At 57.1% G+C, this 12,757-nt stretch carries 14 protein-coding genes; 8 read left to right on the top strand and 6 right to left on the bottom strand.

Going from position 1 to position 12,757, the window contains the following annotated elements:
* Positions 1-29: 29 nt before the first annotated feature.
* Positions 30-1,763: an arginine--tRNA ligase gene (argS, locus tag ACTJI7_RS07985; RefSeq protein WP_440670268.1), complete on the bottom strand. Its 1,734-nt coding sequence runs from the start codon at positions 1,761-1,763 to the stop codon at positions 30-32.
* Positions 1,764-2,002: 239 nt separating this feature from the next.
* On the opposite strand from argS, the gene ACTJI7_RS07980 reads away from it, so the two are divergent.
* Complete coding sequence (locus ACTJI7_RS07980; RefSeq protein WP_045631220.1) at positions 2,003-2,563, top strand: VOC family protein; 561 nt, start codon at positions 2,003-2,005, stop codon at positions 2,561-2,563.
* Positions 2,564-2,641: 78 nt separating this feature from the next.
* A complete protein-coding gene (gene cutC / locus ACTJI7_RS07975; RefSeq protein ID WP_440670270.1) occupies positions 2,642-3,385 on the top strand; it encodes a copper homeostasis protein CutC in 744 nt (247 codons plus the stop codon).
* A gap of 120 nt (positions 3,386-3,505) precedes the next feature.
* Here cutC and cmoB read toward each other — a convergent pair whose 3' ends face one another.
* From cmoB to ACTJI7_RS07950, 5 genes are read right to left on the bottom strand one after another with little or no spacing between them, the layout of a single operon-like run.
* On the bottom strand, positions 3,506-4,477 hold the full coding sequence (gene cmoB / locus ACTJI7_RS07970) for a tRNA 5-methoxyuridine(34)/uridine 5-oxyacetic acid(34) synthase CmoB (protein WP_028013632.1): 972 nt from the start codon (positions 4,475-4,477) through the stop codon (positions 3,506-3,508).
* Positions 4,474-5,217 (bottom strand): carboxy-S-adenosyl-L-methionine synthase CmoA, encoded by a 744-nt coding sequence (cmoA, locus tag ACTJI7_RS07965; RefSeq protein WP_045260318.1) that lies wholly within the window; start codon positions 5,215-5,217, stop codon positions 4,474-4,476. Before cmoA ends, cmoB begins: the two co-directional genes overlap by 4 nt.
* Before the next feature lie 40 nt (positions 5,218-5,257).
* Positions 5,258-5,653, bottom strand: a complete 396-nt coding sequence (locus ACTJI7_RS07960) for an MAPEG family protein (RefSeq protein WP_028013630.1) — start codon at positions 5,651-5,653, stop codon at positions 5,258-5,260.
* Positions 5,654-5,705: 52 nt separating this feature from the next.
* Positions 5,706-6,524 (bottom strand): DUF72 domain-containing protein, encoded by an 819-nt coding sequence (locus tag ACTJI7_RS07955; protein ID WP_063154938.1) that lies wholly within the window; start codon positions 6,522-6,524, stop codon positions 5,706-5,708.
* On the bottom strand, positions 6,521-7,087 hold the full coding sequence (locus ACTJI7_RS07950; protein ID WP_063154937.1) for a hydrolase: 567 nt from the start codon (positions 7,085-7,087) through the stop codon (positions 6,521-6,523). Before ACTJI7_RS07950 ends, ACTJI7_RS07955 begins: the two co-directional genes overlap by 4 nt.
* Before the next feature lie 264 nt (positions 7,088-7,351).
* Between ACTJI7_RS07950 and aspS the strand changes: the two genes are divergently transcribed.
* The 6 genes from aspS to ruvB all read left to right on the top strand — a co-directional run bounded on the left by aspS (position 7,352) and on the right by ruvB (position 12,607).
* Positions 7,352-9,124, top strand: a complete 1,773-nt coding sequence (gene aspS, locus ACTJI7_RS07945; RefSeq protein WP_028013627.1) for an aspartate--tRNA ligase — start codon at positions 7,352-7,354, stop codon at positions 9,122-9,124.
* 1 nt (position 9,125) lies between these two features.
* Positions 9,126-9,569, top strand: coding sequence for a dihydroneopterin triphosphate diphosphatase (gene nudB, locus ACTJI7_RS07940; protein WP_059353978.1), 444 nt, complete (start codon positions 9,126-9,128; stop codon positions 9,567-9,569).
* 27 nt (positions 9,570-9,596) lie between these two features.
* A complete protein-coding gene (locus tag ACTJI7_RS07935; RefSeq protein ID WP_003859747.1) occupies positions 9,597-10,337 on the top strand; it encodes a YebC/PmpR family DNA-binding transcriptional regulator in 741 nt (246 codons plus the stop codon).
* A 34-nt stretch (positions 10,338-10,371) separates the two neighbouring features.
* Complete coding sequence (ruvC, locus tag ACTJI7_RS07930; RefSeq protein WP_003859749.1) at positions 10,372-10,893, top strand: crossover junction endodeoxyribonuclease RuvC; 522 nt, start codon at positions 10,372-10,374, stop codon at positions 10,891-10,893.
* Between the two features lie 80 nt (positions 10,894-10,973).
* Entirely contained in the window at positions 10,974-11,588 is a 615-nt protein-coding gene (gene ruvA / locus ACTJI7_RS07925) for a Holliday junction branch migration protein RuvA (protein ID WP_028013624.1), read from the top strand.
* An 8-nt stretch (positions 11,589-11,596) separates the two neighbouring features.
* Positions 11,597-12,607: a Holliday junction branch migration DNA helicase RuvB gene (gene ruvB, locus ACTJI7_RS07920; RefSeq protein ID WP_028013623.1), complete on the top strand. Its 1,011-nt coding sequence runs from the start codon at positions 11,597-11,599 to the stop codon at positions 12,605-12,607.
* The last annotated feature ends 150 nt before the right edge of the window (positions 12,608-12,757 follow it).

Raw genomic sequence — 12,757 nt, 5'->3', positions numbered from 1 at the left:
AAAAAACCCGGCGTTTGCCGGGTTTCTTTTTACATACGTTCTACGGTTTCGATACCCAGGGTATCCAGACCCAGCTTCAGGGTCTTCGCCGTCAGCTGAGCCAGCTTCAGGCGGCTGTTACGCACCGATTCATTTTCTGCAGACAGAATAGGGCAGTGCTCGTAGAAGCCGGAGAACAGACCCGCCAGATCGTACAGGTAAGCACACATCACGTGCGGCGTGCCGTCACGCGCGACAACCGTCAGCGTCTCTTCGAACTGCAGCAGACGCGCCGCCAGCTGTGCTTCACGGTCTTCCGTGATGGTCACTGTCGCATTCGCCAGCACGCTTTCATCAATGTTCGCCTTGCGGAACACGGAGAGCACGCGGGTATAGGCGTACTGCATGTACGGCGCCGTGTTGCCTTCAAACGCCAGCATGTTATCCCAGTCGAAGATGTAGTCGGTGGTGCGGTTCTTGGAAAGATCCGCGTATTTCACCGCGCCGATACCGACGGCGTTGGCCAGTTTTTCCAGTTCGTCAGCAGACATGTCCGGGTTCTTCTCTGCCACCAGGCGACGGGCGCGCTCTAGTGCTTCGTCCAGCAGATCGGAAAGCTTTACGGTACCGCCCGCGCGGGTTTTGAACGGCTTGCCGTCTTTACCCAGCATCATGCCGAACATGTGGTGTTCCAGCGGCACGCAGTCCGGCACGTAACCGGCTTTACGCACGATAGTCCACGCCTGCATCAGGTGCTGGTGCTGACGGGAGTCGATGTAGTACAGCACGCGGTCGGCGTGCAGGGTTTCATAGCGGTATTTCGCACACGCGATGTCCGTGGTGGTGTAGAGATAGCCGCCATCCTTTTTCTGGATAATCACGCCCATCGGTTCGCCTTCCTTGTTTTTGTACTCATCAAGGAACACTACCGTTGCGCCTTCGCTCTCCACCGCCAGGTTTTTGGCTTTCAGGTCCGCCACAATGCCTGGCAGCATCGGGTTGTACAGGCTTTCACCCATCACGTCGTCGCGAGTCAGGGTCACGTTCAGACGGTTATAGGTAAGCTGGTTCTGGGACATGGTGATGTCAACCAGCTTGCGCCACATCTCGAGGAAGTATTGATCCCCGCCCTGCAGCTTCACCACGTAGCTGCGCGCGCGCTCGGCAAAGGCTTCGTCTTCGTCATAGTTCTTTTTGGCTTCGCGGTAGAACCCTTCCAGGTCCGCCAGCGCCATTTCACCCGCGTTTTCCTGCTGCTGTTTTTCCAGGTAAGCAATCAGCATGCCGAACTGGGTGCCCCAGTCGCCCACGTGGTTCGCGCGGATCACCTTGTGACCGAGGAATTCAAGGGTGCGTACCGCGGCGTCACCAATGATGGTGGAGCGCAGGTGGCCTACGTGCATCTCCTTCGCCACGTTCGGGGCAGAGTAGTCGACTACCACGGTCTGCGCTTCCGGCTGGGAAACGCCCAGACGGTCAGATTTCAGCGCCGCGTCAACGTGGCTCGCCAGGAATGCAGGCTCAAGGAAAATATTGATAAAGCCCGGACCAGCAATTTCGGTTTTGCTGGCAATGCCGGAGAGATCCAGATGCGTCAGTACCTGCTCAGCGAGCTGTCGCGGCGGCATGCCCAGTTTTTTAGCCACTGCCATCACGCCATTAGCCTGATAGTCGCCAAACTGTACTTTTGCTGACTGACGAACCTGCGGTTCGCAATCCGCAGGTGCGCCTGCGGCAATCAGTGCCTGACTGACTTTTTCGGAGAGAAGAGCCTGAATATTCACCTGGATACCTTACGTTTTTGATGCGGGCTTACAACCGCCCGCGCCAGTTAAAGAATTTAGGGCGGGAGTATACTGCAAATGCCTTCTGGCGTCAGCATTGCGGGGCCCGAAGATTGCTCAGAATCCAGGCTAAGAAAGCGTGCATAACCATGCAGTCATAAAAAGCCGGATTCTGCGGTTGGTCAAAACGGGGCAACGGAGTAAATTAGCGGCTTTGCGACACGATAAGAGACTGACTTATGGCGAACTGGCAATCCATTGACGAACTGCATGATATTTCCGCAGATTTACCGCGCTTCACAAAGGCGTTCACAGAACTTGCCACCCGTCTTGGTCTGGATATCGTGCCGCTTGCGGCGGATCACATTTCCTTGCGCTGCCACCAGAATGCCACCGCCGAGCGCTGGCGTCGCGGGTTTGAACAGTGCGGCGAGTTGCTCTCTGAGAACATCATCAATGGACGCCCCATTTGTCTGTTCAAACTGCATGAGCCGGTGAACGTGGCGCACTGGCAGTTCACCGTGGTTGAACTGCCGTGGCCGGGCGAGAAACGCTATCCGCACGAAGGCTGGGAGCATATCGAAATCGTACTGCCGGGTGAGCCGGAAACGTTGAACGCGCGCGCCCTGGCCCTGCTGTCAGACGACGGGTTAAGCAAGCCGGGGATTTTTGTGAAGACGAGTTCACCCAAAGGCGAGCGCGAGCGTCTGCCTAACCCAACGCTGGCAGTGACGGACGGGCAGGTGACCGTGAAATTTCATCCCTGGACCATTGAGCAGATCGTTGCCAGCGAAGCCTGAGAGTTGTGATTCGTCGCTAAGACCCGAACCGAGAGGCGTGCCATGATGGCGCGTTAAGCTGATTTTAAGGAGAAGCAGATGGCGCTGCTGGAGATTTGTTGTTACACCGTGGCGTGTGCCGTAACGGCGCAACAGATGGGAGCTGACCGTATTGAGCTATGCGCCGCCCCGAAAGAAGGGGGGTTAACGCCTTCATACGGCGTGTTGAAGTCTGCCCGCCAGGCCGTCACCATCCCGGTCCACCCGATTATTCGCCCTCGCGGCGGCGATTTTTGTTACACGGCGGGCGAGTTCAGTGCCATGCTTGAAGATATCGCGCTGGTTCGTGACCTGGGCTTCCCGGGGCTGGTGACCGGCCTGCTTGATGAGGATGGTCACGTCGATCTGCCGCGGATGCGTCAGGTGATGGACGCCGCGAAAGGAATGGCCGTCACGTTTCATCGTGCGTTTGATATGTGCAAAGATCCCCTGCAAGCATTTGATACGCTTGCCGAACTTGGCGTGGCGCGCGTCCTGACATCGGGACAGCAGTCTTCGGCGGAAAAAGGTCTGCAATTAATTACGGAACTAAAAGCACATTCCGGTGTTCCAATAATAATGGCGGGTGCGGGAGTCCGTGCCAGCAATCTGGAACGGTTTTTAAACGCCGGGGTGGAAGAGCTTCACAGCTCTGCGGGGAAATGGATACCTTCACCCATGCGTTATCGCAATACAGGGCTGTCAATGTCGACGGATGCTGAAGCGGATGAATATTCTCGCTACGGCGTAGAGGGAGAGTCGGTTGCGGAAATGAAGTCGCTGATTGAGCGTCATCACGTGTAGCAACGTACCGATTTTTACCGCGCATCATGTCGCCCAATATGATGCTTGCTTGTACCAGGCCCCTGCAATTTCAACAGGGGCCTTTTTTTATCCCCTCACCCCACAGGGGAGAGGGAAAAACTACGGCTTGGTCGCAATCAACACCGCACGCATCGGTGCAGGATAGCCTTCAACGGTTTTGCTGTGGTCGGCCGGGTCGAGGAACTGCTCCAGCGATTCGGTGATCATCCAGTCGGTGCGGCGCTGCTCTTCGATAGACGTTACGCAAACATCGGCAATGCGCACATCCACAAATCCGCATTTCTCCAGCCAGTTTTTCAGCGCCAGCGCGGACGGGATGAAGTAAACGTTGCGCATCTGCGCGTAGCGATCGCCCGGCACCAGAACCGCATGCTCATCGCCTTCAATCACCAGCGTTTCCAGCACCAGCTCGCCGCCGCTGACCAGCTGATCTTTGAGCTGCCACAGGTGTTCAAGCGGGGAACGACGATGATACAGCACGCCCATCGAGAAGACGGTATCGAACGCTTTCAGGGCAGGGAGCTGCTCTATGCCCAGCGGCAGCAGGTGCGCGCGCTGGTCGTTGCCGAGCAGTTTTCGCACCGCCTCAAACTGGCACAGGAAGAGCTGCATCGGGTCGATGCCGACCGCCAGATGGGCTCCCGCGCCAATCATGCGCCACATGTGGTAACCGCTGCCGCAGCCTACGTCCAGAATGGTGCGCCCGGTCAGGTCGGAAAGGTGCGGCAGTACGCGATCCCACTTCCAGTCTGAGCGCCACTCGGTATTGATGTTCACGCCGTACAGCGAGAACGGCCCTTTGCGCCACGGCATTAAATTACGCATCAGCGTTTCGATGCGGTTGATCTGCCCGGCAGGGAGCGGCTCTGCGCTTTCCGCCGTCACGCTGTGCAGTAAATCCAGACGATGCGGCGTCAGCTCCGGCAGATACTCCACGGCATTTGACCACTGCTTTAACAGGCCGTGCTGCTGATCGCGTTGCCAGGCGGCAATCTGCGCCGGCAGGGTCTCCAGCCAGTGGGAAAGATGGTTTTTAGCAATCAGCTGATAAAAGTTGCTGAATTCAATCATGCGGCATCCCCGGCTTTTAGCGCCACCAGAGAGCCAAAGTTAAAGCACTGGAACCACAGTTCGCTGTGCTCAAAACCGGCTTTGTGCAGGCGCGCTTTATGGGTTTCCACGGAGTCCGTCAGCATCACGTTTTCCAGCATGCTGCGCTTCTGGCTGATCTCCAGCTCGCTGTAGCCGTTCGCCCGTTTGAAATCGTGGTGCATGTTGAACAGCAGCTCGCCTACTTTGGCATCCTCAAAGCTGAATTTTTCAGAAAGCACCAGCGCGCCGCCGGGATTCAGCCCCTGGTAAATTTTGTCCAGCAGCAGTTGGCGGTCTTCAGGCACCAGGAACTGCAGGGTAAAATTCAGCACTACCATCGAGGCGTTGTTAATCTCGATCTCGCGGATATCGCCTTCCACCACGTCCACCGGAACGGGGGCTTTGTACGCGTCAATATGGCGACGGCAGCGTTCGACCATGGCCGGGGAGTTATCGACGGCAATGATTCGGCAGCCATCGTGATGAATGTTACGACGTACCGACAGCGTTGCCGCGCCGAGCGAGCAGCCCAGGTCATAGACCTGCGTACCGGGTTGAACGAAGCGCTCAGCCAGCATACCGATCATAGAGATAATATTGGAATAACCGGGAACAGAGCGCTGGATCATATCCGGGAAGACTTCGGCTACCCGTTCATCGAAGGTCCAGTCGCCCAGGCTGGCGATAGGCGCGGAAAAAAGCGTGTCGCGATCTGACATAACGTAAAAATCCGGGAAAAATAAAGTGGCGTATTGTGCGCTAATGGAGGGAGAAAACCAACTCCCACGGCATATACCACAGGTTAGCCAGCACCATCAGCAAAAGCGAACACCAGGTCGCGCTCATGCCGGAACGACGCCAGCGGAATAAACGGTGGTGAAAGCCGTAATAATGCATTAACCGGCCAGCAATAAGCATCAGGCCACAAATATGCACCATCCAGGTTTCCGCGCCATTCATCTCCATAAACAGCAGCAGGATGAGAGCAACGGGAATGTATTCCACCGCATTACCGTGAATGCGAATAGCGCTTTGCAGTTCGGAGAAACCGCCGTCGCCGTAAGAGACGCGGTACTGCATCCTGAGGCGCACAACATCAAACGAAAATTTAATCAGCAGTAATGCACCTAACACCGCATACAGCGCGCTGACCATACTAACTCCCTGTTTTTTGGCAGATGGCACTTCACTATGATAGGGGGTGATATCAGAAAAGAGAAGATTGTTGTGGGATGGAAGGGGCGCTGCCCACGGACGGCACCGCGGCCTGCAAGGCCTGCCACAGAGCATCGACCAGTTCGGGCACCTGAGCAATATCCGGCGTGTGCAAAAAGAGGTACGGCGTGGTGGTGTGCTCCCAGCTCGCGAGTTTTTGCAGCCAGACGGCGAACATCGCCTGATTTTGCTGCATATTGTCGCTGCCGATGAACCTGACCATCGGGTTCTGTGCGGTCACGATGGCGTGGACCGGCACTTTCGGTTTTTTACGCTGAGCATCAACGATGGCCTCGTTATGCGGTACCGCGTTGTGCACCGGACGACTGTCGAGGATCACCCGGTTAACGGAACGATCCAGCAGGCCCCGGTTGAGCGCTTTTTCGGCTTCGCCTTTCGCAAAGAAGTCCTGATGTCGGACTTCCACGCCGTAGGTGAATTCGCGGGGCAGGGCATCCAGGAACTGCCACAGGGCGGGCAGATCGCGCGGGCCAAACGTGGCGGGAAGCTGGAGCCAGTATTGTCCAATTCGGTTCGCCAGCGGCGACATGCGCGTGAAAAATTCTTCCGTTAAGTCCCCGCAGTTGCGCAGCGCGGCCTGGTGGGAAATGGTCGCCGGAAACTTAAAGCAGAAACGGAAATCGTCCGTTGTTTGCTCCCGCCAGCGTTCGACTATTTCGGCTTTGGGCAGCGCATACAGCGTGGTGTTACCCTCGACGCAGTTAAAGTGTCGGGCATACTCTTCAAGGCTGGTAATGCCCAGGCGCACCCATTTCGGGTGCGACCACTGGGGCAGGCCCACGTACATCATAGCGCGCTTAAAATCTCATCCGTACTACGCACGCGTCCGATGCGCGGGAAGATATGGGTCATGCTGCCCTGATGCTGCTCCGCGGAAGCCGCGCTGCAGGCATCTTCAGCAATCACCAGATTAAAGCCCAGCTCCCAGGCGTTACGGGCTGTCGATTCGACGCCGATATTGGTGGAAATGCCGCACAGAATAATGGTGTCGATACCGCGGCGGCGAAGCTGCAGCTCAAGGTCGGTCCCGTAGAACGCGCCCCACTGGCGTTTAGTCACTTCGATATCGCTGTCGCGTTTGCCCAGCGACACCGGGTACGTCCACCAGTTTTCCGGCAGGGTATGCGCGGGCGCCTGGGCATCAACGGGCTGTTTTAACGCCTCGGCGAAATCAGCGGACCAGCCGACGCGCACCATGACCACAGGGGCACCGCTGGCGCGGCACTTCTCGGCCAGGCGAGCGGCGCGGCTGACGACTTCATCCGCTGCGTGTGGGCCACCGGCGAAGGGCAGGATCCCTTCCTGTAAATCAATCACAACAAGCGCGGTTTTGCGGGCATCAAGTGTTAACATCGTCACTCCAGGTAAATTAATCACTTCCGTAACACCTTACGACGTGATGACCTGTTATCGGTCGGATAATTTTGTTAATTTTTGTGAGAATGCGCAATAAGAGTGCAGCAAACGACCGTCTGGCGGTGGTTCGCTCTTATCGTCCGGCGGAATTTCCAGTATAATAGCCGCCTTTTTTCATCCAGTTGTGACATACAGAAAGCTGCGACATAGTAGCCTGCATACCAGGCGACATTTAGCCTGCGGCTAATTAAGGGATATCTCATGCGTACAGAATATTGCGGGCAGCTGCGTCAGTCCCACGTCGGACAGCAGGTCACCCTGTGTGGTTGGGTCAACCGTCGTCGTGATCTTGGTAGCCTTATCTTCATCGATATGCGCGACCGTGAAGGTATCGTTCAGGTGTTCTTCGACCCGGATCGCGCAGATGCGCTGAAGCTGGCCTCTGAGCTGCGTAATGAGTTCTGCATTCAGGTCACCGGCACCGTGCGTGCGCGTGACGAGAAAAACGTTAACGCAGACATGGCGACGGGCGCTATCGAAGTGCTGGCGTCCGACCTGGTTATTATCAACCGCGCCGAAGCGCTGCCGCTGGACTCCAACCACGTCAACACTGAAGAAGCGCGTCTGAAATACCGCTACCTGGATCTGCGTCGTCCGGAAATGGCTCAGCGCCTGAAAACCCGTGCGAAAATCACCAGCCTGGTGCGTCGCTTTATGGATGACCACGGTTTCCTCGATATTGAAACCCCGATGCTGACCAAAGCGACGCCGGAAGGCGCGCGCGATTACCTGGTGCCATCCCGCGTTCATAAAGGCAAATTCTATGCGCTGCCGCAGTCACCGCAGCTGTTCAAACAGCTGCTGATGATGTCCGGCTTCGACCGCTATTATCAAATCGTTAAGTGCTTCCGCGACGAAGACCTGCGCGCTGATCGTCAGCCAGAATTTACCCAGATCGATGTGGAAACCTCCTTCATGACCGCCGAACAGGTGCGTGAAGTGATGGAAGCCCTGGTGCGTAGCCTGTGGAACGACGTGAAGGGCGTTGAGCTGGGCGATTTCCCGATCATGACCTTCGCCGAAGCGGAACGTCGCTACGGCTCCGACAAACCAGACCTGCGTAACCCGATGGAGCTGGTGGACGTAGCAGACCTGGTGAAATCCGTTGAGTTCGCGGTATTCGCGGGACCGGCTAACGATCCGAAAGGCCGCGTGGCTGCCCTGCGCGTACCGGGCGGCGCGGCGCTGAGCCGTAAGCAGATTGATGACTACGGCAACTTTATTAAGATCTACGGCGCGAAAGGTCTGGCCTATATTAAAGTGACCGAGCGTGCGAAAGGTCTGGAAGGGATCACCAGCCCGGTGGCGAAATTCCTGAACGCGGACATCGTGGAAGCGATCCTTGAGCGCACCGGTGCGCAGGACGGCGACATGATCTTCTTCGGCGCAGACAACAAGAAAGTCGTTGCGGATGCGATGGGCGCGCTGCGTCTGAAGCTCGGCAAAGACCTGAACCTGACCGACGAAAGCAAATGGGCGCCACTGTGGGTTATCGACTTCCCGATGTTTGAAGACGACGGTGAAGGCGGCCTGACCGCGATGCACCACCCGTTCACCTCGCCAAAAGAGATGACGGCGGCAGAGCTGAAAGCGGCGCCGGAAGAGGCAGTGGCAAACGCTTATGACATGGTTATCAACGGCTATGAAGTGGGCGGCGGCTCCGTGCGTATTCACAGCGGTGAAATGCAGCAGACCGTGTTCGGCATTCTGGGTATTAACGAGCAGGAACAGCGTGAGAAGTTTGGCTTCCTGCTGGACGCCCTGAAGTACGGCACACCGCCGCACGCGGGTCTGGCCTTCGGTCTCGACCGTCTGACCATGCTGCTGACCGGCACCGATAACATTCGTGACGTTATCGCCTTCCCGAAAACCACTGCCGCAGCGTGTCTGATGACCGAAGCGCCAAGCTTTGCCAACCCGGCAGCGCTGGCCGAGCTGGGCATTGAAGTGGTGAAGAAGGAAGAGAAAAACTGATATGGCATATAAGCTTCCCGTTTCTGTCCTGGTGGTCATTTATGCAGAAGACACGAAGCGGGTGCTGATGTTGCAGCGGCGCGACGATCCTGATTTCTGGCAGTCGGTTACCGGCAGTCTGGAAGAGGGGGAGACCGCGCCGCAGGCCGCCGCGCGTGAAGTAAAGGAAGAGGTCACCATTGACGTTGCTCATGAGCAACTGACCCTGAAGGACTGTCAGCGCACGGTGGAGTTTGAAATTTTTAGCCATTTACGTCATCGCTATGCGCCGGGCATTGAGCGCAACACAGAGTCGTGGTTCTGTCTCGCGCTCCCCCATGAGCGGGAGATCGTGTTTACCGAACACCTGAACTACCGCTGGGTGAACGCGGCGGATGCCGCCGCACTGACCAAGTCGTGGAGCAACCGGCAGGCGATTGAAGAATTTGTAATTAACGCGGCCTGAGAAGGCGCGATTTTTGGAGAACTTTTTATGGCAGGTCATAGTAAGTGGGCCAACACCAAACACCGTAAAGCGGCACAGGATGCCAAGCGCGGTAAGATCTTTACCAAAATCATTCGCGAGCTGGTGACAGCAGCGCGTCTGGGCGGCGGCGACCCGGCTTCTAACCCACGCCTGCGCGCGGCGGTAGATAAAGCGCTGTCTAACAACATGACGCGTGACACCCTGAACCGTGCTATCGCACGCGGCGTGGGCGGTGATGAAGACGCGAACATGGAAACCATCATTTATGAAGGTTACGGCCCTGGCGGTACTGCGGTGATGGTTGAATGCCTGTCTGACAACCGTAACCGTACCGTTGCGGAAGTGCGCCACGCGTTCACCAAAACCGGTGGCAACCTGGGCACTGACGGCTCCGTAGCTTACCTGTTCAGCAAAAAAGGCGTCATCTCTTTCGAGAAAGGCGACGAAGATGCGATCATGGAAGCGGCGCTGGAAGCGGGTGCGGAAGACGTGGTGACCTACGATGATGGTGCCATTGACGTCTACACCGCGTGGGAAGAGATGGGTGCCGTGCGCGATGCGCTGGAAGCGGCGGGCCTGAAAGCGGACAACGCTGAAGTCTCCATGATCCCGTCCACCAAAGCGGATATGGATGCAGAAACCGCACCGAAACTGCTGCGTCTGATCGACATGCTCGAAGACTGCGACGACGTGCAGGAAGTGTACCACAACGGTGAAATCTCTGATGAGGTTGCAGCGACTCTCTGATGAGAGCCTGTAAACCGTTTACGGGAGACGCGTGATGTCGATTATCCTCGGGATTGACCCCGGCTCACGCGTCACCGGGTATGGCGTTATCCGTCAGGTGGGACGCCAGCTAACCTACCTCGGCAGTGGATGCATTCGCACCAAAGTGGACGATCTGCCGTCGCGCCTCAAGCTTATTTATGCGGGCGTATCGGAGATCATCACCCAGTTTCAGCCAGACTATTTCGCCATTGAGCAGGTCTTTATGGCGAAGAACGCGGATTCGGCGCTGAAGCTCGGTCAGGCGCGTGGGGTGGCGATTGTTGCCGCTGTGAACCAGGATCTCCCGGTGTTCGAATACGCCGCGCGCCAGGTTAAGCAGACGGTGGTGGGCATCGGTAGTGCGGAGAAGAGCCAGGTGCAGCACATGGTGCGCACCCTGCTGAAGCTTCCCGCGAACCCGCAGGCCGACGCCGCCGATGCGCTGGCGATTGCAATTACCCACTGCCACGTCAGCCAGAACGCGATGCAAATGAGCGAGTCGCGGCTCAATCTGGCGCGAGGCAGGTTACGATAATCAGAAATCAGGCTGGATAAACATCCAGCCTTTTTTTATTATGTCGGCAGTTAATTTCTCCCAGAACGCAGGAGCGTCACGTGATAGGCAGACTCAGAGGCATCATCATTGAAAAACAACCCCCGTTAGTGCTGCTGGAAGTGGGTGGCGTGGGCTATGAAGTCCATATGCCGATGACCTGTTTCTACGAGCTGCCGGACGCGGGCAAAGAGGCGATTGTCTTTACCCAGTTTGTGGTGCGTGAAGATGCCCAGCTGCTGTACGGCTTTAACAACAAGCAGGAACGTACCCTGTTCCGCGAGCTGATTAAAACCAACGGTGTGGGGCCTAAGCTGGCGCTGGCGATTTTGTCCGGCATGTCCGCTCCGCAGTTTGTGAATGCCGTTGAGCGCGAAGATCCCGCGGCGCTGGTTAAGCTTCCGGGCATTGGTAAGAAAACCGCAGAGCGTCTGATTGTTGAGATGAAAGACCGCTTTAAAGGTCTGCACGGCGATCTGTTCACTCCGGCTGCCGATTTGGTTCTGACTGCTCCGGGTGCGCCTGCCTCTGATGATGACGCCGAGCAGGAAGCGGTTGCCGCGCTGGTGGCGCTGGGCTATAAACCTCAGGAGGCCAGCCGGATGGTGAGCAAAATTGCCAAACCGGACGCCAGCAGTGAAACTCTGATTCGTGAAGCGCTGCGCGCTGCATTGTGAGGTAAAGGATGATTGAAGCAGACCGCCTGGTATCGGCAGGCACCCTTCAGGCAGAAGACGTGGTGGATCGTGCGATCCGCCCGAAGCTGCTTGATGAGTACATCGGCCAGCCGCAGGTACGTTCCCAGATGGAGATTTTCATCCAGGCGGCAAAGCTGCGCGGCGATGCGCTCGATCACCTGCTGATTTTTGGCCCGCCGGGGTTAGGTAAAACCACGCTGGCGAATATCGTCGCCAATGAAATGGGCGTCAACCTGCGCACCACCTCCGGCCCGGTGCTGGAGAAAGCGGGCGATCTGGCGGCGATGCTGACCAACCTTGAACCGCATGATGTGCTGTTTATCGATGAGATCCACCGCTTGTCGCCGGTGGTGGAGGAAGTGCTCTATCCGGCAATGGAGGATTACCAGCTGGATATCATGATCGGCGAAGGCCCGGCCGCGCGCTCCATCAAAATCGATCTGCCGCCGTTTACCCTGATTGGCGCCACAACCCGCGCCGGGTCGTTGACCTCTCCGCTGCGCGACCGCTTTGGCATCGTTCAGCGTCTGGAGTTTTATCAGGTACCCGATCTTCAGCATATCGTGGGGCGCAGCGCGCGCTACATGGGGCTGGATATGAGCGAAGAGGGGGCATATGAAGTGGCGAAGCGTTCCCGCGGTACGCCGCGTATTGCCAACCGCCTGCTGCGCCGCGTGCGTGACTTTGCTGAAGTGAAGCACGATGGTTCGATTTCCGCCGAGATCGCCGCTCAGGCGCTGGATATGCTGAACGTCGATGCTGAAGGCTTTGACTATATGGACCGCAAACTGCTGCTGGCGGTGCTGGACAAGTTCTTCGGTGGCCCGGTTGGGCTGGATAACCTGGCGGCGGCAATTGGCGAAGAGCGTGAGACGATCGAAGATGTGCTGGAGCCGTATCTGATCCAGCAGGGCTTCTTACAGCGTACCCCACGTGGTCGTATGGCGACGGTGCGGGCGTGGAATCATTTCGGTATTACGCCGCCCGCGATGCCGTAAGTAGCGATAAATTGTAGCCCCGGTAAGCGAAGTGTATGACCGGATACATAGGTGACAGATCAGACCGGGGACATAGGTAACACTTTTAGTCTATCCGGAGCACACTCTGGGTTTTTCGGTCGTAGTACGCAAGCGTTATTCCGTTAAAGA

This window comes from Enterobacter sp. 22499 (genome assembly GCF_052044815.1).
Lineage (GTDB): Bacteria > Pseudomonadota > Gammaproteobacteria > Enterobacterales > Enterobacteriaceae > Enterobacter > Enterobacter bugandensis.
This window is presented reverse-complemented; position numbering and strand designations above follow the sequence as displayed.

Bases quoted from the DNA above. Each gene is read 5' to 3' on its own strand.
- ACTJI7_RS07980 (WP_045631220.1), top strand. From the start codon at position 2,003: ATGGCGAACTGGCAATCCATTGACGAACTGCATGATATTTCCGCAGAT.
- cutC (WP_440670270.1), top strand. From the start codon at position 2,642: ATGGCGCTGCTGGAGATTTGTTGTTACACCGTGGCGTGTGCCGTAACG.
- cmoB (WP_028013632.1), bottom strand. From the start codon at position 4,477: ATGATTGAATTCAGCAACTTTTATCAGCTGATTGCTAAAAACCATCTT.
- cmoA (WP_045260318.1), bottom strand. From the start codon at position 5,217: ATGTCAGATCGCGACACGCTTTTTTCCGCGCCTATCGCCAGCCTGGGC.
- ACTJI7_RS07960 (WP_028013630.1), bottom strand. From the start codon at position 5,653: ATGGTCAGCGCGCTGTATGCGGTGTTAGGTGCATTACTGCTGATTAAA.
- ACTJI7_RS07955 (WP_063154938.1), bottom strand. From the start codon at position 6,524: ATGATGTACGTGGGCCTGCCCCAGTGGTCGCACCCGAAATGGGTGCGC.
- ACTJI7_RS07950 (WP_063154937.1), bottom strand. From the start codon at position 7,087: ATGTTAACACTTGATGCCCGCAAAACCGCGCTTGTTGTGATTGATTTA.
- aspS (WP_028013627.1), top strand. From the start codon at position 7,352: ATGCGTACAGAATATTGCGGGCAGCTGCGTCAGTCCCACGTCGGACAG.
- nudB (WP_059353978.1), top strand. From the start codon at position 9,126: ATGGCATATAAGCTTCCCGTTTCTGTCCTGGTGGTCATTTATGCAGAA.
- ACTJI7_RS07935 (WP_003859747.1), top strand. From the start codon at position 9,597: ATGGCAGGTCATAGTAAGTGGGCCAACACCAAACACCGTAAAGCGGCA.
- ruvC (WP_003859749.1), top strand. From the start codon at position 10,372: ATGTCGATTATCCTCGGGATTGACCCCGGCTCACGCGTCACCGGGTAT.
- ruvB (WP_028013623.1), top strand. From the start codon at position 11,597: ATGATTGAAGCAGACCGCCTGGTATCGGCAGGCACCCTTCAGGCAGAA.